The organism is Allobosea sp. P1_A7 (assembly GCF_056406775.1).
In genome coordinates this window covers 1-23,302 of record NZ_JBFTZN010000065.1, presented here as the reverse complement: position 1 = coordinate 23,302, position 23,302 = coordinate 1, and the positions used below count along the sequence as shown (strand labels likewise).

Genomic DNA, 23,302 nt, shown 5'->3' with positions numbered 1-23,302 from the left:
GAAGCGCCCTGCAGCGGCAGCCGCTGCCTTCGAGGCTGCCAWGCGCACCGGCTCGGCTCAGGTCGCGGCCGATGCGGCGATGGGCAAGACCTATGCAAGTCTTCAGCAGGGGCTGACGGMGGAGGCCAATGTCGCGGCCGCGCAGGCGAATCCCGCTCCCGCGCAGCGCCGCGAACTCTCGGCGCTGCTGCTCTCCGAGCGGTTCTATGCGCAATATGACAACAAGGACTTCAACGGCGCCCTGGTGACCCTGTCGGAACGTGCCCGTCTTGCTCCCGAAACCACCGACCTGATGATGATGCGCGGCTGGTCCTACTTCCATCTCGGCCGCTACACCGATGCCAGCAGGGTCTTCACGGCGCTCTACAGGAGCAACGGGTCGCCGCAGGCGCTGGCCGGATTGACCGCGATCGGCGATGTGACGCGCCAGAACAGGTACTGATTTCGCGCGCGGCCAGTGACTGAGACCGGGCGAGCACCGCTTCATCTCCCGCGTATGGCCAACCGACAAAGGCGCGCGTCTTTGCCGCGGGAACCGATGGCCGGGCCGATCGTTTGACTGTCTCGCATCGGCTTATGCCAGGACGGGAGGTCCGCCATGCCTCTGATCGACGAATTGAAACCCGTAGCCGCGGGGGTGAGCGCGGCAGGTCGTCGGGCTGATCCGCGCATCCAGAGAATTGCCAGGGCGATGTGTCGCGCGGCGCGGATCGACCCCGAACAACCGGCCGGGACGGTGGCGATTTTCACGATCATGCACTGCCACTCCGGACGCTCGGAGAATGATCCGGCCTGGATGCTGTTCGCGCGTCAGGCTGAACTCTTCATCGCCATGAATCCGGACGTGGTCGAACCGCTCTGAACCGCCACGGAGACGCCGACAGCCTCGGCGAACCCAGCCCCTCGCGGTTTCGGCATCAGCCGGGCTCTGTGCAAGCGCCCGGAAGTTTGTCACCATGGGCGCAGGTCCCAGCGGGTCTCGATCCTACGGGACTTGGGTTCCTGGGGGCTTGCATCCCCGGGATTGATTATTGCGGGGCATGCGGATGACGTTCCGGTTGCTTGTCTCGATTGCGCTGATGGCGCTGGCGCTCGGCGCCTGCAACGACCGGCAAGCCGCGCAACCTCCGGCCGCCCCGCCTGCGCCCGCCGTCGGCATCCAGCCCGCCACCAAGAAGGGCGTGACCTGGTCCTATTCCTTCGTCGGCCGCATCAAGGCGCCCGAAAGCGTGGCGCTGATCGCCCGCGTGCAGGGCTTCCTCGACAAGATCCAGTTCACCGAGGGGCAGGAGGTCAAGGCCGGCGACACGCTCTACCAGATCGAGAAGGTGCAATATCAGGCGCAGCTCGACCAGGCGACGGCCAACCTCGCCGCCGCCAAAGCCCAGGAGCTCAACGCTCAGCTCACCTATGCGCGCTCGCAGGACCTGGTGAAGACGCAGGCCGTCTCGCAGGCGACGCTCGACAGCAACCGCGCCGCTCTCGACGTCGCCCATGCCTCGGTGCTGCAGAACCAGGCGGCGCTGACCCAGGCCAAGGAGAATCTCGGCTACACCGACATCATCGCCCCGATCGCCGGCCGGATCGGCCGCACGGCCTATACGCAGGGCAATCTCGTCGGCCCCAGCAGCAACCCGCTCGCGACCATCGTCAGCCAGGACCCGATGTATGTCCTGTTCCAGGTCAGCGTGCGCCAGCTCGAGGAACTCCGCGAGGCGCGCCGGCGCGAGGATGGCAGCCAGAGCAAGATCGCGATCACCGTTCGCCTGTCCTCCGGCAAGGAATACCCTCATCCCGGCGTCTGGAACTATACCGACCCGCAGGTCGACCAGCAGACCGACACCGTGACCATGCGGGCCTCGCTGCCCAACCCCGATCGCCAGCTGATCGACGGCGAATTCGTCTCGGTCGAGGTCCGCGAGCGGAGCCAGCAGGCACGCCTCGTCGTGCCGCAGGCGGCCGTCCAGGTCGATCAGGCCGGCAGCTACGTCATGGTCGTCGACAAGGACAGCAAGGCCCAGCAGCGCCGCATCAAGCTGGGCCCGCAGCAGGACGCCGATGTCGTCGTCGAATCCGGGTTGACCCAGGGCGAGAACGTCATCGTCGAAGGCCTGCTCAAGGTGCGCCCCGGCCTGACCGTATCCGCCACGCCCGTTGCTCCGGCGAGCGGGAGCTAGACGTGATCTCGTCGATCTTCGTCGACCGGCCGCGCCTCGCCTTCGTCGTCTCGATCGTCATCACGCTGGCGGGCCTCATCGCCATCTTCACGATCCCGGTTGCGCAGTTCCCCGATATCGTGCCGCCGCAGGTCACCCTGACCGCGAGCTATCCCGGCGCCGATGCCGAGGTGGTCGAGACCACCGTCGCCCAGCCGATCGAGCAACAGATCAACGGCGTCGACAACGCGCTCTACTACCAGTCGACCAGCGGCGCCGACGGCAGCTACACGCTCAACGTCACCTTCGCGCTCGGCACCAACCCGGACATCAACACCGTCAATGTCCAGAACCGCTCGTCGCTGGCCCAGCCGCAGCTCCCGACCGAGGTCACGCGTCAGGGCCTGACCGTCCGCAAGAAATCCGCCGCGCTGCTGCAGGTGGTCGAGATCCACTCGCCGAAGCACACAKTCGACTCGCTCTATCTCAGCAATTACGCGACGATCAACCTGGTCGACGCGCTCGCACGCATCAACGGCGTCGGCCAGGTCAGCCTGTTCGGCCCGCTCGATTACTCGCTCAGGGTCTGGCTCGATCCGAACCGGCTGACGGCGCTCAGCCTGACGCCGAGCGACGTCATCTCCGCCGTCCAGGGCCAGAACGTGCAGGCGGCGCTCGGCCGCATCGGAGCCGCCCCGGTCAGCAGCGACCAGCAATACCAGCTCACGGTCAAGACGCAGGGCCGCCTCACCAAGCCGGAGGAATTCGCCAATATCGTGCTGCGCACCAATCCGGGCGGCTCGGTCGTGCGCGTCAGGGATGTGGCGCGCGTCGAGATCGGGGCCCGCACGGCCGATCGCTACAGCCGTTTCAACGGCGCGCCGGGCGCCGCCATGGGCATCTACCAGTCGCCCGGCGCCAATGCGATCGATGTCGCCAAGAAGGTGCGGGCGACGATGGAAGCGCTCTCCAAGCGCTTCCCCGAGGATCTCGCCTACGGCATCTTCTTCGACACCACGGTCTTCGTCAGCGCCACGATCGACGAGGTCATCCGCACCCTGCTCGAAGCCTTCGTGCTGGTCGGCCTCGTCGTCTTCCTCTTCCTCGGCAAGCTGCGCACCACCATCATCCCGCTGGTCGCGGTACCGGTCTCGATCATCGGCACCTTCGCCGTCATGCTGGTGATCGGCTTCACCGCCAACACGGTCTCCCTGCTCGCGCTCGTGCTCGCCATCGGCATCGTCGTCGACGACGCCATCGTGGTGATCGAGAATGTCGAGCGCGTCGTCGAGGAGGAGCCGGAGCTTTCGATCGCGGACGCGACCAAGAAGGCGATGGCCGAGATCACCGGGCCGATCATCGCCATCACCTTCGTGCTGCTCGCGGTCTTCGTGCCGGTCGCCTTCATTCCCGGCATCAGCGGCCAGCTCTTCCGGCAATTCGCGGTCGCCGTCTCGACCGCCATGCTGATCTCGGCAATCAACGCCCTGACGCTGAGCCCGGCGCTCTGCTCGATCCTGATCAAGCGCGGCCATGGCGGCGGCGGACCGATGCGCTATGTGATGAACGGCATCGACAAGGTCCGCGACGGCTATGCCGCGATCGTCAGGCGCCTGGTCAGGGTCGCCGTCGTCGTCCTGTTCGTGCTCGCCGGCATCCTGGCCGCGACCGGCGGGCTGTTCCTGACCACGCCGCAGAGCTTCCTGCCTGAAGAGGACCAGGGCGCCTTCTTCATCGCGATGCGCCTGCCCGAAGGCGCCTCGGTGAACCGGACCGCGGCCGTGGTCGAGCAGGTCGAGAGCATCGTCCGGCCGGTCGCCGGCGTCCAGGGCGTGCTTTCCGTCGTCGGCTTCAATTTCATCGACGGCCTCGCCTCCTCCAACCAGGCCTTCTTCGTCATCCGCCTGAAGCCGTTCGAGGACCGCAAGGATCCGGCGCAAGGGGTCGGCGCAATCATCGGGGCGCTGCGGCCGCAGCTTGCCGCCGTGCAGCAGGCAACGGTCTTTCCGTTCAACCTGCCGCCGATCATCGGGCTCGGCAGCACCGGCGGCTTCCAATATGTGCTCGAAGCCCTGCAGGGCCAGTCGCCGACYGATATCGCAGCCACGATGCGCGGCCTGCTCATCGCCRCCAACCAGCAGCCCGAGCTCGCCGCGGTCTTCAGCACCTTCGCCGCCGACACCCCGCAGATCTATCTCGATATCGACCGCGACAAGGCGCAGGTGCTCGGCGTCCAGATCGCCGACATCTTCAACGCCCTCCAGGCGACGCTCGGCGGCTTCTACGTCAACGACTTCAACGTCTTCGGCCGGACCTGGCAGGTCAATGTCCAGGCCGAGACGCCCTTCCGCCGGGCTGTGACCGATATCGGCAAGATCTATGTCCGCGGCAAAACCGGCGCGATGGTGCCGCTGAACGCGCTCTCGCAGGTGCGCCTCGTCACCGGGCCGCAGGCTCTGACGCGCTACAATGGCTACCGGGGCGCGATCGTCAACGGCTCGCCGAAGCCCGGCGTCAGCTCGGGTCAGGCGATCCAGGCCATGGAGCGCATCTCGGCGACGACCCTGCCGGCGGGCTTCGGTTTCGAATGGACCGGCACGGCCCTGCAGGAGAAGGCCGCAAGCGGCGGCACCCCGATCGTCATCGCGCTCGCCCTGCTCTTCGCCTATCTCTTCCTCGTCGCGCTCTACGAGAGCTGGAACGTGCCGATCGCGGTGCTGCTCTCGGTCACGGTCGCGGTGCTCGGCGCAGTCGCCTCGGTTGCGCTGACCGGCGTCAGCCTCGGCGTCTACGCCCAGATCGGCCTCGTCGTGCTGATCGCGCTCGCGGCGAAGAACGGCATCCTGATCGTCGAATTCGCGCTGGATCAACGCGCCAAGGGCGAGTCGATCATCGATTCCGCCGTGTCCGGCGCCAGGCTGCGCTTCCGCCCGGTGATGATGACGAGCTTTGCCTTCATCCTCGGCCTGCTGCCGCTGGTGATTGCCACAGGGGCCGGCGCACTCAGCCGGCGGGCGGTCGGCACACCGGTCTTCGGCGGCATGCTCTTCGCCTCGATCTTCGGCATCTTCCTGATCCCGATGCTTTATGTCGTGTTCCAGCGAATGCGCGAGCGCAGCAAGGGCGGGCCGAAGGACGCGGCCACGGCCAGCGAGCCGGCCCCTGCCCCGGGGCCCGGACACTGAGCCCGGGTCCGGGGCCGGAGCGTCCGTTCCACCCTCGGCTCAGCTTCGGTCACAGATCCCGCGTGCGGTCGGGGAGCTTGTCGATCGCCTCGTCCGCGCCCTGGTCCTTCTTGAGCACGCCTTCGCGCAGAACCTTGGTGGCCGCGTCGGCCTCCTTCTTCGTGTCGCCGGGAAGAGGTGCCGTCTCGGGCGTAGCAGTGAGACCGATATCCTTGGGCTTCTTGCCGTCATTGCGGGCAGTTGCCGCGAAGGTGGCAAGGGATTCGGGTTGTTTGGCCATTGGAGCCTCCCTGGTTTCCAGGGTAACCCGCCAGCCAGCGAACCTGTTCCAGGGCGTTATCGGCAACAGCCCTGGCCGAAGGCGCCGACGGTCGCGCCGCGATATTGAAACCGGCCGGCGCCCATCAGGCAAATTGCCCCTTCACGGCACGACCGGCCGAGGCCGGCCTGCCGTGAGGGGCGCGGTCGCCGCGCTCAGGCGACCTTGGCGTGCACCGTTCCGATGCCCTCGACATGGCCCTCCATCACGTCACCGCGGACGATGGCGCCGACGCCCGACGGCGTGCCGGACATGATCAGGTCGCCCGGCTGCAACTCGAACAGGCCGGAGAGATACGAGATCATCTCCGGCACCTTCCAGATCATGTGGTTGAGATCGCCCTGCTGGCGGATTTCGCCATTCACCTTGAGCCAGACCGCACCGTTCTCGGGATGGCCGATCGTGCTCGCAGGCACGATTTCGCTGAGCGGCGCGGAATGCTCGAAGGCCTTGCCGATCTCCCAGGGCCGGCCCGCCTTCTTGCACTCGTCCTGCAGATCGCGCCGCGTCATGTCGAGGCCCACCGCATAGCCATAGACATGCTCGAGCGCGCGCTCGACCGGGATATCCTTGCCGCCCTTGGCAAGGGCGACCACCATCTCGATCTCGTGGTGAACATTGCTGCTGCGCGGCGGATAGGGGAAATCGGCGCCATCGAGGACGACGCTGTCGGGGTTCTTCTGGAAGAAGAACGGCGCCTCGCGATTGGGGTCGCCGCCCATCTCGATGGTGTGGGCGGCATAGTTGCGGCCGACGCAGTAGATGCGGTGAACGGGGAAACGGCTTTGCGTCCCTCGCACCGGGACCGTGACCTGTTCCGGGGCCTGGACGACATGGTTCTGAGGCGTGGCGATATTCATCTTGCGGGATCCTTCGTTGGCAAGAGAGGTCTTCAGCGCGCGGCGGCGTAATAGCCGAACCGACGTTCGAGCCGGGCGAGCAGTTCGTTGAGGGTGAAGGCGAAGGCGAAGAGCACGAGCAGCAGCGCCCAGAAATGCTCCATCAGGAAATGCGACTGGTAGATTTCGAAGAGCGTGCCGAAGCCGACGACGGAGACCAGCAGCTGCCCGATGACCACGCCCTTGACGGCGCGGATCATGCCGAGCCGGATGCCCGCCAGGATTTCGGGGAGTGCCGCCCAGAGATAGATCCGGCTGAAGGCCTGCCAGCGATTGGCGCCGAAGCTGCGCGCCATCTCGACCAGCGAGGGCGAAATGGCGCGGATGCCGGCGCGCGTGTTGAGGACGATGATCCACATCGAGAAGAGCACGACGGTCAGCACGATCGTCGTCTCGCCCAGCCCGAACAGCACCATGATCACCGGCACCAGCGCGCTGAGCGGCGCGGAGAGGAAGAGATTCACCCAGGGCAGGAGAAGTCGGTCGGCAATGACCGAGCGGCCCATCACGATGCCGAGCGGGACGCCGACGCAGATCGCAATCGTGTTGCCGAGTAGGAAGGCGCGGCCGGTGATCAGCAGTGCGTCGAGGAAGGAGGCTGTCGGGACGATCTCGAAGACGCGCCAGATGATGCGCGACAGCGGCGGCAGGATGAAGCCGGCATCGGTATGACCGGCGATCTCCCAGATCACGGCCCAGACGAGAAGCGCCGCCATCATCGGAAGGCGGATACCTGAAATGACCATGGCCGACTCCTAGTCCAAGTAATGCCGGAGCTGCTGCCAGATCGCCTCGACGACATCGAGATAGGCACTGTCACGCCTGATCTTCTCGGGGTCGCCGCCACGGACTATCTGCGGCTCGATGATCGCCGAGACGCGGCTCGGCCGGCGCGAGAGCAGCGCAATCCGATCGGAGACATAGACCGCCTCCTCGATGCTGTGCGTGACGAAGATGAAGGATTTTCCTTCATTGGCGACGAGTTCGAGCAGCTCTTCCTGGAACTTGCGGCGGGTCTGCTCATCCACGGCCGAGAACGGTTCGTCCATCAGCACGACCTTGGCATCGACCGCCAGCGCACGCGCCAGGCCGACGCGCTGGCGCATGCCGCCGGAGAGTTCGTGCGGGTATTTCTGTTCAAAGCCCTTGAGGCCAACGCGCGCGATATGGCGTTCGGCGATCGCCTCGCGCTCGCTATGGGCGACGCCGCGCAGCTCGAGCCCGAAGGCGACATTGCGGATGACGCTGGCCCAGGGCATCAGCGCAAAATCCTGGAAGACGAAGGCGCGTTCGGGGCCGGGCCCGGTCACCTCGCGGCCATCGACGAGAACCTGGCCGCCGGTGGCGGGGATCAGGCCTGCGATGATCTTGAGCAGCGTGGTCTTGCCGCAGCCCGAGGGGCCGAGCAGCGTCGTCAGGCGCCCTTCCGGAAACTCCAGCGAGATGCCGCTCAGCGCCTCGACGCCGCCGGCATAGGTTTTCGAGACGCTGCGCACTTCGACGATCGGCCGGGCCGCGCGGGCGGGAAACGGCGGACGGTCACCGAGGTGCTGCGGCATGATGGCTGCGTTGGGGGTCATCTGCGCACCTCCGGTCGAAACAGGGTGACTTCGATCCGCTCGAGCAGCTCGATGAACAGGACCGAGAACACGATGATGGCGAGGATGGCCGCGTACATCTTGGGATAGTCGGCGACCGATTGGTTGTAGGAGATCACGTCGCCGATGCCGGTCGGCGTGATCAGCAGTTCGGCGAGGATCACGCCGATGAAGGCGGCGGCGCAGCCGAGCCGAAGGCCTGCGAAGATCATCGGGCTGGCTGCCGGCAGGATGATCAGGCGGATGCTCTGGCTGCGCGTCGCGAGAAACGAGCTGCCCATTTCGAGAAGCGATTTCGGCGTGTTGCGCACGGCGCCGAGCGTGTTCAGCACGATGACCGGCATCGCCATGATGCAGACGGTCATGACCTTGGCGGTCAGCCCGATGCCATAGGCGAAGGTCAGGATCGGGATGAGGGCCGCCAGCGGCGCCGCCTGGGCGATCACGAAGATCGGCGCGAACAGCCATTCCGAGGGTTCGTGCAACCCCATCAGCACGCCAAGCGCGACGCCGCACAGGATCGAGGCGGTCAGCCCGATGACGAGCGGGTGGAGTGTGATCAGGAAGGCCTTGAACAGGGTTCCATCGGCCATGATCGCGCGAAGACCACCGAGCGTTTCCAGGAAAGTCGGAAAGGCGGGGCTGAGCGGTATCCGCCCGGCATATTCCCAAAGCGCGAGAGCGGCCGCGAAGGACACCAGGCGCAGCACGAGCGGATGGATCAGGAGATCGCGCCAGCGCTGGGCCGGAGCCCTGCCAAGCGCCGGCAGGGCAGGAGCAAGTTCGGAAATCTGCAAGGGAGAGCACTCCGCTTGTGCGCGTTTTCGAAACGAGGGGTCCCCAGGCCGGATGCTGCATGCACCGGCCCCGGGGACGGGTCCGGACGAGGCTAGCTGCCCAGGGCCTTGCGTGCCCGCTCCAGCGGCGCGAGGTACCAGAAATCCTCGACCTTCAGCTCGGCGGCCGGACCCTGCAGCTGGCCGGCCTCGGTGTAGAACTCGAAATCAGCCTTCGCGACCTCGGCGCTGCCGCCGGCCGGCGCATAGACGCCTTCCTTGGTCGCCAGCGTGTAGAATTTGGTGATGCCCTCCAGTACCTCCTTCGGCTGGTCGGCCATCAGCTTGCGCTTGACCCTCTCCTGCTCGACGATCGCCGGATTGGCCGCCATTTCCTGCCAGAGCCGCAGGAATTCGGTGACGATGACATCGACCTGCTTCTCGTTCTTCTGGATCCAGTCGGTCCGGCCGAACAGCGTCTCGTCGGAAGCCGGCTCGCTAACGCCGGGCAGGACATGGAAGCGGTCGCCCGCCTTCTCCAGCAGCAGGTTCTTGTTGGCGAGATCGACGATGGTGGCTTTGATCTGGCCCTTCATCATGCCGATGATCCGGTTCTCCGAGCCCGGCACATAGCTGCGCTCGCCAAACTGGATGCCCTCACGCTTGGCGATAATGTTGCCGATCGCCTCGGTTCCGGTGGCGCGGGCGTGAAAGGCGATCGGCTGGCCGTTCATGTCCTTCCAGGTCTTGTAGGACTTGTCCGCGACCGGGAAGAAGACGAGGCGCGTGCCCTGGAAGAGCACGCGCAGCGGCGCCTTGCTCTTCTGGACGACCGCGTAGGGCGTGCCGACGCCGAGATCCGCCTGGCCGTTGATCACGGCCTGGATGGCAAGGTCCTCCTTCGAGAAATGCGTCACCTGGTAGTCGACGCCCTTCTCCTTGGCGCGCTCCAGCGCGATGATCATCGAGAGCGTCTCGGTCGACAGCACGTCTCCCAGCGCAACCCTGACCTTCGCTTGCGCCTGCGCGGCGGCGCTTCCGAGCATCAGCGCAGCGCCGACGGCGGCGGCTCCGAACAGGACGGACCTTCTCCTCAACGGCTTCATGATCTGACTCCTCCCAGAGTTCTGTTTGGCTTTTTGCGCGATCTTGGTCGCAACCAATTTTATTTTGGGCACTGTCATGTGCCGGATTGATCCTGTCAAGGCTTCGATTTGCAGTAATTTGCCCGAAAATCCTTGCGCAACGCAGCAATAATCACAACCAATATTCAAAATGGTTGCGCTCGCCCGCGATCCATGGGATCACGATCACGTTCCCCATTGCCGGTCGCACATCATGGATCAGAAAGCCCCCACCCCGCCCGATGCCGATGTCTCGGGCGTCCTGACGCAGCTCTATGGCTACATCACCGCGGCGCAGCTGCCGGATGACGGGCGCCTGCCGCCGGAGCGGGAGCTGGCCGAACTGCTAGGGGTGAAGCGCACAGAACTGCGCAAGGGCCTCGCCGCGCTCGAACGCGAGGGCCAGCTCTGGCGCCATGTCGGCAAGGGCACGTTCGTCGGCCCCAAGCCGCCGCAACTGGTCGATATCGCGGACCTGGTGCAGCGCAGCAATCCGGTCCAGGTGATGAAGGCGCGGATCGGCCTCGAGCCCGAGCTCTCACGCCTCGCGGCGATCAACGCCACGGTGGCCGAGATCGCGACGCTCGCCGAACTGAACGCCTCCTGCCGCGCCGCGACGAGCTGGCGCGAATACGAGGCTTATGACGCGCGCTTCCACCACCAGATCGCCGAGGCCGCGCATAACCCGATCCTGATCGCGCTTTTGGAAACGCTGAACGCTGTGCGCCGCGCCGTCACCTGGGGGCGGCCGCGACCGAGCCATTCAAGCCCGCCTGCCGATCATCACAGCTTCGAGGACCATGACCGGATCGTCGACGCGATCGCCCACCGCGAGCCCGGGTGCGCCGCGGACGCGATGCGCCGGCATCTGCAGAATGTCGAGGACCGGCTGATCGGGCGCTCGCCCTGAGGCAGGGCACCTCCTCGATTGCCGTCTGATACCGCCATCGCGCATGGGCCCGGCAAGCATGCCCCACGCGCTGCCGTCAGGTCCGGACCGAAGCGGATCCCGCTGCGATGGTGTTCAACGCCGCGATCGCCTCACCGCTCAGGTCCAGCGCGCCGGCGGCGATATTCTCGCGGAGATGAGGGACCGAGCCGGTGCCCGGGATCAGCAGAATATTCGGCGCGCGCTGCAGCAGCCAGGCGAGCGCGACCTGCATCGACGTTGCGCCGACCCGCGCCGCCACCTCGGTCAGCCCAGCCGATTGCAGGGGCGAAAAGCCTCCGAGCGGGAAGAAGGGTACATAGGCCGTGCCCGCAGCCGCCAGCTCGTCGATCAGCGCGTCATCTGTGCGGTGAACGAGATTGTAGTGGTTCTGGACGCAGACGATCTCGCAGATGCCGCGCCCCTCCCCGACCTGCCTGGCGGTGACATTGCTGAGACCGATATGGCGGACAAGGCCCTGTTGCTGGAGTTCGGCGAGCACGGTCAGCTCGGCAGCCAGGCTGCCCTCAGCCGGGCCATGGCCATCGCCCCAGAGCCGCAGGTTGACGACATCGAGCGCCTCGAGCCCGAGATTGCGCAGATTGTCGTGCACGGCCTGCCGCAACGCGTCCGGCGAGATCGCGGGAAGCCAGGATCCGTCAGCGCCGCGCCGGGCGCCGATCTTGGTGACGATGACGAGATCGTCGGGATAGGGCGACAGCGCCTCGCGGATCAGCTGGTTGGTGACATGCGGGCCGTAGTAATCGCTCGTGTCGATATGGTCGACGCCGCAGGCAATCACCTCGCGCAACACCGCGAGCGCCGCATCCCGGTCCTTCGGCGGGCCGAATACGCCAGGCCCGGCAAGCTGCATGGCACCGTAGCCGAGCCTTCTCACCTGGCGGGCACCGAGGCGCCAGGTCGGAGATGGGTTCCTGCCAGACATGGTCGCTCTCCTGTCGATGAAGGCACGAGACAGCGACTGGATGACCGCCGGATCAGAGCGCACGATCGGCGCCGGCCAGGCGGAATTCCATGCATTGCAGATCCATCTCGAAGACCTCAAGGCGCCCGACATTGTTGCGCGTGCCAAGGGTTTTGGCGAGGGCGATCATCTGGGGAAGGTCCGGGCACGGCTTGAGCCTCGATCCCAGGCCAGGCTTCAAGGTCATCGCGGCAATCTCCTGCGCGCAATCCCAAAGATCAGGACAGCGGCGACGATCGCGGCGGCGAGGTTGTAGGCCATCCCGCCGACGAAGGCAGAGGCGTAGAGCTGGGCTTGCCCTCCTGCGTCGATGCCGGCGGCAAGYGCCGCACCGAAGAGGACGCCGACGACGGCCACTCCCAGCGCCGCACCGACTTGCTGCAGCGTTGCGACGACGCCAGAGGCCATGCCTGCCTGTCCCTCCCCCACAAAACCGAGGACGAGGTTGAGCAGCGGCGTCATGATGAGGCCCTGGGCCACGCCGACCACGATCAAGGCCGGGATCAGATGCGCGACCACGAGCCCTGCTCCGGCAAGCCAGACCTGCGCGATCAGAATGCCAAGCGACACGGCATAGAGAAGTGCGCCTGCGGCAATTGCGGCTGTGCCAAGGCGCGCGACGAGACGGGGCGCCGCCATGGAGGCGATGACGAACCCGATGCTGCAGGGGACGAAAGTGAGACCCGCCTCGAAAGGACTGAGACCGAACCCGGTCTGCGCCAGGAGAGCAAAGCATAGAAAGAACGAGGACGATGTCGAATAGATCAGGACGACCAACAGACCGCCTTGGGCAAAGCGGGATTGACGCATGAGCCTCATATCGACGAGAGGCTCGCCGCCCGCCCGGCGCCGGCTCTCCTGCTGCCCGTAGAACGCAGCGATCAGGACGGCGGCCCCTGCCAGCGATGCAAGGGTCCAAAGCGGCCAGCCCTGCGCCGGCCCTTCGATCAGTGGCACGAGCAAGAGCGTCAGCCCCAGGCTCACGAGGGCCACGCCGGACCAGTCGAGGCTCGGACGCTCCGGCGCGTAGGTCTCGGGAATGAACGGCGCCATCAGGATGGCGATGACACCGATAGGAACATTGATGAGGAAGATCATGCGCCAACCGAGACCGAACAGGTTCGCCTCGACGAGAAAGCCGCCGACCACCTGGCCCGCGATGGCGGCAAGGCCCAAGGTCATGCCGAGCAGTCCAAAGGCGCGACGAGCGTCGTCAGCAGAGAAACTTACCCGGATCGAGGCATAGACCTGCGGAAACAGGAGTGCTGCCGTCAGTCCCTGCACCACGCGCGCAGCGATGAGGATTTCGATCGTCGGCGCCAATCCGCAGAGCGCCGAGGCGAGCGTGAAACCGGCAATTCCGACGACGAAGAGCCGCCGGCGGCCGTGAATGTCGCCGAGCCGCCCACCGGTGATCAACAGCACCCCGAAGCCAAGTTCATAGCCCGCGACGATGAAGCCGATCTGTGACAGGCTGGCGCCGAGGCTGGCCTGCATGGCCGGGATCGCGACATTGACCACGAACAGATCGAAGATCGTCACGAATCCCGCCAGAAGCAGAATGGACAAACCGAGCCAGGGCGGGCGGACCCCGCAGCTTTCTGCCGGGCTGCGCAGGGTTTGGGCCGTAGCGGTATCGGAACTCATGTTGCGTCCTCGGATTAACGACGCAACAGCCATGAAGCGGCATTGACGCTGATACAATTTAACTCATTATGCTATTACTTTTTGTACGGATTGGGCCATGGCGACCTTCGATCGGACCCGACCCGAGCTTTCAGAGTTCCTGCGTGCGCACCGCGAGCGGCTGACGCCCGAGGATGCCGGCTTACCCTCCGGCAAGCGTCGGCGTACGGCCGGCCTCAGGCGCGAGGAGGTTGCCGCGCTCGCCGGGGTGGGCCTGACTTGGTACACATGGCTCGAGCAGGGTCGCAATATCGGCGTCTCCTCCGGTTTCCTCGACAATCTCGCCAGGGTGCTGAAGCTCGATGGTGCTGAGCGACGGCATCTCTTCCTGCTCGCCCAGGAGCGCCCACCGGCCGAGCCGGGGAAGACATGGTGCACGGTTCCGTCCCTCGTGAACCGGCTGATGGACGACCTCGCCCCACACGCGGCCTATATTCTCAACCTGCGCTGGGACGTGCTGGCCTATAACGACGCGGCCGAAGCCCTGTTCCGGTTCGGCAGCCAGCCTTCAAACCGGCGCAACCTGCTGTGGATGCTGTTCTGCGATCAGCACCTCGCCGATACGCTTGTGGATTGGGAAAACCAGGCGCAAGCCATGCTGGCGAGCTTTCGCCGGGATTTTGCAGGCGCGCGCGGCGATGCGGATATGCGCGCCCTGGTCGCGGAACTGGAAGATGTCTCGCCGGAATTCAAGACATGGTGGCGCAGCCCGGACGTCCACGCACCCTGCACCGGCACGCGCACGCTTCGCGTCGGGGGCCGCCCCGTCACCTTCGAACACACGTCGCTCACCGTCGATGGCGGACGGCATCTGAGATTGGTGGTCTATGCCGCCCTTGCCGCTCAAACCTCCAACGAACGGACCGAGTGCCTGCCTGCATTGGAGCAGAGCTGAGCGCTTCGCGCCCTCTGCGAAACGTCAGTCGCGAACCAGGCCGTCGATCGCCGTCGCGAGCTTCACGAGATCTGCGGCGTAGAACCCAGCGGCGTTGAGACAGTTCGTCTCAAGGAGCTTCAGTCCCTCCTCGGTGCGGCAGAGATCGATGACATAAGCCGGCGAATAGCCCGGATTGATGTCCACGATGCGCTGCCCGAAATCCAGTGCATCGTCGTCGATCTCGGGGCGGTAGACGACGCGCGATCCATCCTTGTAGAGCGAATAGGTCACGATCCGACCGTTGACGGCCCAGAGGCGCCATWCCCGCAGGATGCGAACAGGCTTGGTGAGCATCAGGCGCGTGTCGTGGCGAAGTGATCCCATCGGGATTTCATCTTCGTCCAGCGCAAGGACCCTCTCCGCCATGCGGATGATTTCGCCGGTCGATTTGACGTTGCCAGGTTCCGCCTTGCTGTCATCGACCGGACGCAAGAACCAGTCCCTCCCGTCGTCAGCCAGACCCTCGGGGATGTCCCGAAGGGTCATGAACAGTGCGTCAGCTCCGTTGAGGAGGTATGGGTGCCAAACCTGTTCCTGAACGAAGGGACGCAGCTTGAACACGCCGGGCCAGTAACCGTTCACCTCGGCGTTCTTCCACAGCGTGTAGGAGCCGAACATGACCACTGAGCCAGGATCCGCGACGATCGGCTCAGGGATAAGCTCTCCGACGAACGGCACGACCTTGTGCCAGGTGTAGGAGATTCCGAGCCGGTCAAGCGCCTCGGCCAGCTTGGCGGTATCCTCGAATTCCTGGAGAAGCCACTGCACCCTGTTACTTGCCCTTTGCAACCCGTTGGACGATCAAGACGCTGTTTGACGAAGCTGCCGTAGCATCACTGCAGTGTCAGGCACCACAGCGGCGGGTCTCAATTCCCGCCAAGGACTTGGACGGTTCAATATCCGCTTCGGTTTGCGCTCCTGGGATCGTCGGCCAGCTTTTCGCGATAGATCTCGCCTTCTCTTGCCCTGGCGCGCCAGGGCCGCGCCCTTTGAAGCGCGATTCCGTAGGCGGGGTCGTTCCGGTCCAGCATTGCCATGGCCAGACCAGGCTCTGGGGATGGCGACGATTGCGCGGCCCATGCCCCGTCCGGTCCAATGATGCCGGCAGGGCCCTTGGCGGCGTCCTGCGCGGGGGTGGCAGCGGCGATCCAGATGCAGTTCAGGCCGGCATGAGCCCGGAGCGCGATCTGAAAATACGCGGGAAGGCCGTATGACGCGAACAGAACCCCATCGACGCCGAGACGCTCATAGTCGCTGAAGATCTCGGGGAACTGGGATTCGATGCAGATCGCACAGCCAAACCTGTAGCCATCGACGTCGACCATGACCGGCTCCGTTCCAGGCGTGTACCAGCCAGCAAGTTCGGTATTCGAGAGAAATCGCTTGTCGTATCGGGTGAGCAGGGCGCCGGTATCGGAGAAGACGTAGAGACTGTTGTGCGGCGGATATCCCCGACCAAGCCGATGACCCCCGCCGACGACCGCGACGATGCGGAGCTGCCCGCAAAGCTTAGCAATCGCGCGAAGCTCGGCTTCCTGAATGGCCCAATCGAAGGCCTGCCAATCCCCCTGTTTCAGGATCTGGCTCTTTGCGTAGCCCGACAGCGCCCCTTCGCAGAAACTGATCAGGCGAGCCCCCTCGCCCGCCGCACGCGCAATCATCGCGCGGATGGCGCTGCCATTGGCGGCGATGTCGGGCGAAACAACGGTTTGTGCGGCCGCTATCCTCAACACTCGCGCCCCCTTCCGTCTCGTCCCATAGACTTCGCAAGATGTGAAGCGGAGTGAAACCGCTTACCGCAGGGGGGCAGTCCTGTGGCGCTTGCATCATGATGCCGGAACCCGGGCTGAGGTCAGCACCTGCCAAACCGCACCGCGACGGAGCTCATGCCCGTGCTGAAATCGATCATCAGCTCTGTATGGCGCGTGCAGCTCCGCCCGAGCCTCGCCGTCCTGCTCGGCGTGAGCGTGCTCGTCGGGCTCTACGAAGTGACCGGACGGCACACCGGCGTCGTTGCATTCCTGCTGCTAATGCATCGGCCCGAAAAGTGGATTGCGGTTTTCGGGAAAGCCGATGCAAACACAAAGGGTTAGATCATCGGTCCGGATACGATTTCCGGCCCGATGATCTGACTGGCCTCGCAGGCGGACTGGCCTTTGTCTGCTGGGCTGCTCGCGGACCGGGCCATGACGGCCGCCGCTGACACTGCTCTCCAACGGACAGCATCGGCGGCGGCCACTCTCTGCGCCGACTAGTTTTTGGGCGTCAGCTTCCGCATGACGTCATCGAGGTTGAAGCTCGCCGGCTTCTGCCTGATCGGGAACTCCTTGAAGCTTTCCAGCCATTTCCCGACAACCGCCTGTGTCGGGACCACGACAAAAGAGCGATCGACGAGCCATTTCTCGTATTCCAGCGATACATCGCCGCGCTCGAAAGGATCGGCACGCAGGTTGAACAGCTTTGGCACCCGCAGATTGGTGAACTCCCGGCGCCAGACATCGATGCCCTCGTGCTCCTGCGCCTTGAACACGACCTTCCAGTCGGCGATGCGCACCGAGACCAGCTCGCCGTCATCGTTCCAGTAGAGGAAATCGCGGCGCGGAGAATCCTTGGCGCTGCCGGTGAAGAACGGCATCAGGTTGAAGCCGTCGAGATGCACCTTGAAGGTCTTGCCATTGGCCTGGTGCCCCTTCAGGCATTTGGCGACGACATCCGGCTCCCCGCCCGCAGCGCAGAAGGTCGGGATCAGGTCGTAATGCGAGAAGGCCTCGTTATAGATCGTGCCGGGCTTGATCACGCCGGGCCAGCGGATGAGGGTGGGCACGCGAAAACCGCCTTCCCAATTGGTCGCCTTTTCCCCGCGGAACGGGGTCGAGCCGCCATCCGGCCAGGTCATCACCTCGGCGCCGTTGTCGCTGGTATAGACGACGATGGTGTTCTGGGTGATGCCGAGATCGTCGAGCTTCTTCAGGAGCTGGCCGATATGCCCGTCATGCTCGACCATGCCATCGGGATAGATGCCCTTGCCGGTCTTGCCGGCGGATTCCGGCTTGAGATGCGTGTTGACGTGCATCCGGGTCGAGTTGAAGTAGCAGAGCCACGGCTTCTGGGCCTTGTTCTGCCGGTCGATGAAGTCGATCGCGGCGGCGGTCGTCTCGTCATCGATGGTTTCCATCCGCTTCTTGGTCAGCGGCCCGGTATCCTCGATCTTGCCGTCGGCCGAGGAGCGGATGACGCCGCGCGGTCCGAAACGCTTCTTGAACTCCGGATCCTTGGGGTAGTCGGGGTTCTCCGGCTCCTCCTCGGCGTTGAGGTGGTAGAGATTGCCGAAGAACTCGTCGAAGCCGTGATTGGTCGGCAGGTGCTCGTCCTTGTCGCCGAGATGGTTCTTGCCGAACTGGCCGCTGACATAACCGAGCGGCTTCAGCAGTTCGGCCACCGTCGGATCCTGCGGCTGCAGGCCGATATCGGCGCCGGGCAGGCCGACCTTGGTGAGGCCCGTACGGATCGGCGACTGGCCGGTGATGAAGGCGGCGCGCCCGGCGGTGCAGCTCTGTTCGCCGTACCAGTCGGTGAACATCGCGCCTTCATTGCCGATGCGGTCGATATTCGGCGTGCGATAGCCCATCATGCCGCGGTGATAGATGCTCGGATTGAACCAGCCGATATCGTCGCCCATAATCATCAGGATATTGGGCTTGCGCCCGGAGGCCGGCGCGGGCGCGGGCTGCTGGGCCTGCGCTGTCTGGATCGTCGGGGCGGATGCAAGGCCCGACGCGGCAAGCGCGGTGCCGCCTAGAAGAATGCGTCTGCGAATAAGGTCCGGTCCATCGGTCGCCATGGTTTCCTCCTCGGTCAGGCAGAGAAACTCAGGCTAGTGCCGCATGGCCCGGGAGGCCAATCGGTATTTGCCCAAAGCTTGCGTGAGCGGGAATGATCGAGGCAGAGGCGAACGGGCACGACCGCCGCGTCGGTGTTTTCAGCCTCAGCCGAGCTTCGCCGCCGACAGCGGCTCCATCAACTCGATGCGGTTCCCGAACGAGTCGTCCACATACCTGCGGTCATATCCGTCCAAGGGCTGGTCCTCGGCCACGTGGTAGCCGCGCGCCTTCAGCGTGGTGACCAGCGCTGCGAGATCGCTCACGATGAAGGCTGGCTGCGCTTTGCGGGCTGGCTTGAAATCGGCATCCACTCCCAAATGGACCTTCAGCGCTCCCTGTTCGAACCAGCATCCGCCCCGGCCGGCGAGATGAGCGGGCTTGGCGACTTCGCTGATGCCGAGAATGTCCGCATAGAAGGCGCGCGCCTCGCTTTCGCCGCCGGCTGGCATGGCGAGTTGCACGTGGTCGAGGCGCGTCATGGTCATTGTCGCAGTTTAGTTTCGGCAGGGGCCGGAATCCACCGACGGAGAAAGCGCGACAAACCGCCTGTGCCGTGGCCAAGGCTATTGGGCGGCCCCGAGCAGTCACTGCACCCCCAACCCGTCCAATGCGGCGGCAAGTTCGCCATAGCTGCCAACAATGCGATCGGCCCCCGCCATCGCCAGACGGTCGCCATGATTGCCGGCGCAGTGAGCGCCAGCGGTGAAACCGATGACCTGCATGCCGGCRGCCTTGCCCGCCATGACGCCGTTGACGCTGTCCTCGACAACCACGCACTCACCGGCCTGCACGCCCATCGAGGCGGCGGCATGGAGAAACAGGTCGGGCGCGGGCTTCCCGTTCGCGACCATGTCCGAGGAGAAGATATGCGGATCGAACAGGCCGATCAGGCCGGTCTGCTGCAGCTTCCAGCGCAGCCGCGCGGACGGCGTGCTCGATGCGACGCAACGGCGCGCCTCGATGCCATCGATGGTCTGCCGGGCGTCCGGAAGGGCGGCCAGATGCACCTCTATGCGTGCCGTAGTGTGGTCATCCAGCCGCACGAAGAAATCGGATGGCAGGGGCGCGCTGCGCTGCTCCGCGATGATCGACTGGAGCCTTGCCTGCCACATCGGCGGGGACAGCCCCATGAACGTGTCCGTATAGACATCGCGTTCGAGGACGACGCCGACCGAGGCCAGGAACTCAAGCTCGGCAGCGAGATAGACCTCCTCGCTGTTCACAAGCACGCCGTCGCAATCGAAGATGATGAGCGTCATCGAGGGCCGTCCGGTTTCAGGCGATGTCCTCGCTAAAGCATCGCCCCGAAATGTGCATTGCGATTTTCGAGAAGGCCGATGCAACCATGGAAGGCTCGATCGGCCGCATTCCAGGACGAGCAGGTCCATCGGCCGGTTGACGGCGCTTCCCCCGCTGCCCCACAGCACCGGCATGAACGCAGAACCCCGCCCCCTGCCCGAGCCGTTCGATGCCGGGCTTCTCGCCGTCGGCGATGGAACCGAAATCTACTGGGAAATCTCGGGCAACCCCGACGGCAAGCCCGCCTTGTACCTGCATGGCGGCCCGGGCAGCGGGCTCCGCTCGGGCAGCTATCGCCGCCATTTCGACCCGGAACGCTACTGCATCATCGGGATCGACCAGCGCGGCTGCGGACGAAGCCGCCCCCTCGCCTCGGACGCTCCCGGCGAATTGCACCGAAATACGACGCAGGCGCTGATCGGGGATATCGAGGCCGTCAGGACGCATCTCGGTATCGCGTCCTGGCTCGTCTCGGGCGTCTCCTGGGGCTCGACGCTGGCGCTGGCCTATGCGCAGGCGCATCCCGGCAGGGTCTCCGAACTGGTGCTGGTCGCGGTCACCACGACCAGCCGCGAGGAGGTCGACTGGATCACCGAAGGCGTCGGGCGTCTGTTCCCCGAAGCCTGGCAACGTTTCGAGCGGGATTCGGGCCGGCGCCCCGGCGAGCGCGTCGTCGAAGCCTATGCCAGGCGGCTGGCCACGGGCGGCCTCCAGGAGCGCGTGCTCGCAGCCCGCGCCTGGAACACATGGGAAGCGACCCATATCTCGCTCTATCCGGGCTGGGAGCCGCCGAGCCAACCGCCCGACGACGAACGCGGCCTCGCCTTCGCGACACTCGTCACGCATTACTGGGCCCATGACGGGTTTCTGCGGAATGGGCAGGAGATCCTGCGCCGTATCGCCGAGATCGCCGATACTCCCGCCGTTCTCATCCATGGCCGTCGCGATGTCGGCGGACCCGCGATCACCCCCTGGAACCTGCACCAGCGCTGGCCGGCCAGTCGCCTGGTCATCGTCGAGGCCGAAGGGCATGGCGGGCCGCAATGCTACGAGCAGATGCGGCTCGCGCTCGATGCATTCGCGCAGGGTCGGTGACGGGCGCGGCAACCCTGCCCCGTCCATCTGCTTTCCGGCGCGCGAAAGCCTGTGGCTACGCGGCGCCCGCGTCTCCTACTGGATATGCGCCGCGTTCAATTGCGGCCAATGGCGATCGGCCTTGGCGATAAACCCTGCGGGATCGCCGAGCCACGTCTTCCGGACATCGCGATCGYAATTGAGGTAGAGCTTRCCATCGATGATGGACCAGGCGTCCGGCTCGATCTTCACGAGATAGCCCCGCGAGGTGCCATAGGCGCAGAAGCCGCCATAGGCCGGCAGGTAGCGCGCCGGATCGGCTTCGAACAGCGCCTTGTGCTCGGCGCTGGCGAAGCGCCAGGTGGCGCCGTGCAGGACGACGGAAAATTCCGGCTTGCCCAGCCTCGGGCCGCCGTCGCGGAAATAGGCGACGGGATCGTAGCCACGGATCGCGACCCCGTCCGGTGAGCCCAGCGTGTTGGACCGGCCGGGGCATATCGGCCCGGGCACCCGATGCTGCGAGCACCGCGCCAGCGAGCAGGATGAAGCCGCGCCTGTCGAGCATGGCGTGCCTCCGGTCCCTCTCGCCGTTCGGGACGAGCGCGCGCCCGGCAGGGCCGGTGCCCAGATCGTCATGGACCAGCCCCGTACTGCGGTCCGATGGCATCGCTTCGTGGTGCATCTCGTCTCACCGGCGCAGCCGCCCCAGGCGGCTTTGGGGGAGAGATCGCGCGGTGGGGCGATTTGGTTACACCGTCACGCAGACGTGAGCGCCTCGCCGGGACGGAGATGAGCGCCGGCAGAGCCATCCCCCTGCACAGCCCTGGGTCGCAGCATCGGCCACCGCGGTGTGGAAGGATCGGGCGCGCCAGTTGCTCCTGCGGCACATGGAAACGGCCAGCCTCCACCCGAGAATTCTCTCGGCCCGCCGCGTGCTACTTCCCCTTCGCGGAGGTCTCGTCGGAGCCGCCGAGCAGCTTTGTTTACAGTCCTGCGCTACGTCCCCAGCACCGCGATACAAGGAGATGGAAGTGCGTTTTTCCAGGGTGGCAAAGGCCGTTGGTTCGGTAAGTTTCCTTTTGGGTATCCTGATTGCTGCCGCAAGCGTGCGCTTCCCGGACCTGTTTCAAGACATGGGGCCCATTCAACACATCGGCGCAGCAAGCTTCTTCTTTGCTGGCGCGTTTGTCGCGATGCAAACCCTCGTCAAGCGAATAGAGGGTGGACATCCCGATGATAGTTCGCTCGCGGCGAGCTTGAAGGAGCTATCTGGGTCATTGCTCTATTCGATCGTTGGCCTGACCGTTACCGCGATGTCGGTCTGGACGTCATTGACTCAATAGGGGGGTCGCAGCTCCATCGCCTCCATGCGCCCTGTCGCTTCAGTTTACCTTCAGTGCACCGCAGCACGAAATCTTTCGCGACTGCGAAGCGTGGTCGTTCCTTGCCGCCTCTACTGTCGTGCCGGCTCTCTCGTGCAACTTAGGGAAGACATCTCCGGGCCGCTTGTCGCAAGCTCCGCTCACAGAACGCGTGCCTGGTTTGCCGCTCTCGCCGGTTTTATTTCACTCGACGAGAGGTCTCCTAGCAAAGACACGCCGTGCCGAAGTCTTGGCATCACCAAGTTAACATTTGTTAATGCTCTGTTCACAGAGATTTAATCCAAGATTGAATCCCACATTGAGGCGGCAATTTGCGTATTTGATGAATTTCGCAGGAAATCAGATCACKGTTATTTGCATGAACATTTCAGCTTCGCGACGGTAATATGGATGCGAAGTCGGATTTCAACCCGGCCTCGTGCTTTGGAACGCAGGAGATCAGTCATGATCACTTACAGGATTGCCCTTGTCGGAGGCCTTCTCGCGCTGTTCGGGATGGCCAACACGGCGCAGGCCTACGAGTTCGGCCCCGAAAGCATCATCCACGAGCAGTACGAGAACCCGCTCGCCCTGCAGGAGCAGCAGCAGTATCGCGCCTATCATGAGCACATGAAGGAGCTGCGTGAGCATCAGTATTACGCACCGGCGATGCGGCGCCATCACAGCTGAGAGGCAAGCACCTCTCGGAGGCAGGGGCCGCCCCAGCGGCCCCTCTTTTTTGCATTCGGCCTGTCTTCCATGCTGCCGATCGATTGGCGTGTCACGGCGATGACGACCGGACAGGAGACGCGCAGGGACGACGACCGCGGGCAGCCAGCAGCGAGATGCGTCGGAGCGTCGCGCCCCCGCAACGCCCCTTCATCGCCCGCCCCCGGAAAAATGCCGAGCTCCCTATCGCCCCAGGGATGGGCGAGCCGCGAAGACAGGCAAGATCGGGCCGCCTGAAATACGACATGAACACTTCGCAACGCAGAAGCAATCGAGCCTTAATATAATATACCATCCGGCATTGAGGCGTTAATTTGCAATAATTGCGATTCTTACAAGAAATAAGTTCACACTTACTTGTATGA

24 protein-coding genes and 1 pseudogene are annotated in these 23,302 nt (G+C 64.8%); 10 read left to right on the top strand and 15 right to left on the bottom strand.

Going from position 1 to position 23,302, the window contains the following annotated elements:
• From AC1D34_RS13700 to AC1D34_RS13685, 4 genes and pseudogenes are all read left to right on the top strand, one after another.
• A pseudogene (locus AC1D34_RS13700) lies at positions 1-442 on the top strand (hypothetical protein); the annotation flags it as partial.
• Between the two features lie 156 nt (positions 443-598).
• Positions 599-862 carry a hypothetical protein gene (locus AC1D34_RS13695; protein WP_441492258.1) on the top strand — a complete coding sequence of 88 codons (264 nt, stop codon included), beginning with the start codon at positions 599-601 and terminating at the stop codon, positions 860-862.
• Between the two features lie 184 nt (positions 863-1,046).
• Entirely contained in the window at positions 1,047-2,177 is a 1,131-nt protein-coding gene (locus AC1D34_RS13690) for an efflux RND transporter periplasmic adaptor subunit (protein WP_476824506.1), read from the top strand.
• Positions 2,178-2,179: 2 nt separating this feature from the next.
• On the top strand, positions 2,180-5,341 hold the full coding sequence (locus AC1D34_RS13685) for an efflux RND transporter permease subunit (protein ID WP_476824505.1): 3,162 nt from the start codon (positions 2,180-2,182) through the stop codon (positions 5,339-5,341).
• Positions 5,342-5,390: 49 nt separating this feature from the next.
• Here the strand turns inward: AC1D34_RS13685 and AC1D34_RS13680 are convergent, their stop codons facing one another.
• The 6 genes from AC1D34_RS13680 to AC1D34_RS13655 all read right to left on the bottom strand — a co-directional run bounded on the left by AC1D34_RS13680 (position 5,391) and on the right by AC1D34_RS13655 (position 10,039).
• On the bottom strand, positions 5,391-5,621 hold the full coding sequence (locus AC1D34_RS13680; RefSeq protein WP_441492255.1) for a hypothetical protein: 231 nt from the start codon (positions 5,619-5,621) through the stop codon (positions 5,391-5,393).
• A 194-nt stretch (positions 5,622-5,815) separates the two neighbouring features.
• Complete coding sequence (locus tag AC1D34_RS13675; RefSeq protein ID WP_476768201.1) at positions 5,816-6,520, bottom strand: fumarylacetoacetate hydrolase family protein; 705 nt, start codon at positions 6,518-6,520, stop codon at positions 5,816-5,818.
• A gap of 32 nt (positions 6,521-6,552) precedes the next feature.
• Positions 6,553-7,305 (bottom strand): ABC transporter permease, encoded by a 753-nt coding sequence (locus AC1D34_RS13670; RefSeq protein ID WP_441492253.1) that lies wholly within the window; start codon positions 7,303-7,305, stop codon positions 6,553-6,555.
• A 9-nt stretch (positions 7,306-7,314) separates the two neighbouring features.
• On the bottom strand, positions 7,315-8,118 hold the full coding sequence (locus AC1D34_RS13665) for an ABC transporter ATP-binding protein (RefSeq protein WP_441506936.1): 804 nt from the start codon (positions 8,116-8,118) through the stop codon (positions 7,315-7,317).
• Positions 8,119-8,135: 17 nt separating this feature from the next.
• Positions 8,136-8,954, bottom strand: a complete 819-nt coding sequence (locus AC1D34_RS13660) for an ABC transporter permease (protein ID WP_441492252.1) — start codon at positions 8,952-8,954, stop codon at positions 8,136-8,138.
• Between the two features lie 92 nt (positions 8,955-9,046).
• Positions 9,047-10,039, bottom strand: coding sequence for an ABC transporter substrate-binding protein (locus AC1D34_RS13655; RefSeq protein WP_476824504.1), 993 nt, complete (start codon positions 10,037-10,039; stop codon positions 9,047-9,049).
• Positions 10,040-10,271: 232 nt separating this feature from the next.
• Here AC1D34_RS13655 and AC1D34_RS13650 point away from each other — a divergent pair, with 232 nt between their 5' ends.
• The gene (locus tag AC1D34_RS13650) at positions 10,272-10,967 is read left to right on the top strand and encodes a FadR/GntR family transcriptional regulator (protein ID WP_476824503.1); all 696 of its coding nucleotides are present in this window, start codon (positions 10,272-10,274) and stop codon (positions 10,965-10,967) included.
• A 76-nt stretch (positions 10,968-11,043) separates the two neighbouring features.
• Here the strand turns inward: AC1D34_RS13650 and AC1D34_RS13645 are convergent, their stop codons facing one another.
• The 3 genes from AC1D34_RS13645 to AC1D34_RS13635 are packed head-to-tail and all read right to left on the bottom strand — an operon-like array spanning position 11,044 to position 13,617.
• Positions 11,044-11,931 (bottom strand): aldo/keto reductase family oxidoreductase, encoded by an 888-nt coding sequence (locus tag AC1D34_RS13645; protein WP_441492249.1) that lies wholly within the window; start codon positions 11,929-11,931, stop codon positions 11,044-11,046.
• Positions 11,932-11,983: 52 nt separating this feature from the next.
• On the bottom strand, positions 11,984-12,157 hold the full coding sequence (locus AC1D34_RS13640) for a hypothetical protein (protein ID WP_441492248.1): 174 nt from the start codon (positions 12,155-12,157) through the stop codon (positions 11,984-11,986).
• A complete protein-coding gene (locus tag AC1D34_RS13635; protein ID WP_476824502.1) occupies positions 12,154-13,617 on the bottom strand; it encodes an MFS transporter in 1,464 nt (487 codons plus the stop codon). The genes AC1D34_RS13640 and AC1D34_RS13635 overlap by 4 nt, the downstream gene beginning before the upstream one ends.
• Positions 13,618-13,714: 97 nt before the next feature.
• On the opposite strand from AC1D34_RS13635, the gene AC1D34_RS13630 reads away from it, so the two are divergent.
• Complete coding sequence (locus AC1D34_RS13630) at positions 13,715-14,551, top strand: helix-turn-helix transcriptional regulator (protein ID WP_441492246.1); 837 nt, start codon at positions 13,715-13,717, stop codon at positions 14,549-14,551.
• Between the two features lie 24 nt (positions 14,552-14,575).
• Here AC1D34_RS13630 and AC1D34_RS13625 read toward each other — a convergent pair whose 3' ends face one another.
• Positions 14,576-15,361, bottom strand: a complete 786-nt coding sequence (locus tag AC1D34_RS13625) for an ATP-grasp domain-containing protein (protein WP_476824501.1) — start codon at positions 15,359-15,361, stop codon at positions 14,576-14,578.
• A 125-nt stretch (positions 15,362-15,486) separates the two neighbouring features.
• Positions 15,487-16,326: a carbon-nitrogen hydrolase family protein gene (locus AC1D34_RS13620; protein ID WP_476824500.1), complete on the bottom strand. Its 840-nt coding sequence runs from the start codon at positions 16,324-16,326 to the stop codon at positions 15,487-15,489.
• 159 nt (positions 16,327-16,485) lie between these two features.
• Between AC1D34_RS13620 and AC1D34_RS13615 the strand changes: the two genes are divergently transcribed.
• Entirely contained in the window at positions 16,486-16,686 is a 201-nt protein-coding gene (locus AC1D34_RS13615; protein WP_476824499.1) for a hypothetical protein, read from the top strand.
• A 158-nt stretch (positions 16,687-16,844) separates the two neighbouring features.
• Here the strand turns inward: AC1D34_RS13615 and AC1D34_RS13610 are convergent, their stop codons facing one another.
• The 3 genes from AC1D34_RS13610 to AC1D34_RS13600 form a co-directional block, all read right to left on the bottom strand.
• Entirely contained in the window at positions 16,845-18,434 is a 1,590-nt protein-coding gene (locus AC1D34_RS13610) for an arylsulfatase (RefSeq protein ID WP_441492242.1), read from the bottom strand.
• 144 nt (positions 18,435-18,578) lie between these two features.
• A complete protein-coding gene (locus tag AC1D34_RS13605; protein WP_476824498.1) occupies positions 18,579-18,959 on the bottom strand; it encodes a VOC family protein in 381 nt (126 codons plus the stop codon).
• Between the two features lie 99 nt (positions 18,960-19,058).
• Positions 19,059-19,733 (bottom strand): HAD family hydrolase, encoded by a 675-nt coding sequence (locus tag AC1D34_RS13600; protein WP_476824497.1) that lies wholly within the window; start codon positions 19,731-19,733, stop codon positions 19,059-19,061.
• Positions 19,734-19,905: 172 nt separating this feature from the next.
• On the opposite strand from AC1D34_RS13600, the gene pip reads away from it, so the two are divergent.
• Positions 19,906-20,868, top strand: a complete 963-nt coding sequence (gene pip / locus AC1D34_RS13595; RefSeq protein ID WP_476824496.1) for a prolyl aminopeptidase — start codon at positions 19,906-19,908, stop codon at positions 20,866-20,868.
• Between the two features lie 75 nt (positions 20,869-20,943).
• On the opposite strand, the gene AC1D34_RS13590 is transcribed toward pip, so the two are convergent.
• On the bottom strand, positions 20,944-21,357 hold the full coding sequence (locus AC1D34_RS13590) for a YHS domain-containing (seleno)protein (protein ID WP_476824495.1): 414 nt from the start codon (positions 21,355-21,357) through the stop codon (positions 20,944-20,946).
• A 515-nt stretch (positions 21,358-21,872) separates the two neighbouring features.
• Between AC1D34_RS13590 and AC1D34_RS13585 the strand changes: the two genes are divergently transcribed.
• Complete coding sequence (locus AC1D34_RS13585; protein WP_476824494.1) at positions 21,873-22,190, top strand: hypothetical protein; 318 nt, start codon at positions 21,873-21,875, stop codon at positions 22,188-22,190.
• A 483-nt stretch (positions 22,191-22,673) separates the two neighbouring features.
• Positions 22,674-22,898, top strand: coding sequence for a hypothetical protein (locus AC1D34_RS13580; RefSeq protein ID WP_441492235.1), 225 nt, complete (start codon positions 22,674-22,676; stop codon positions 22,896-22,898).
• Positions 22,899-23,302 lie beyond the last annotated feature (404 nt).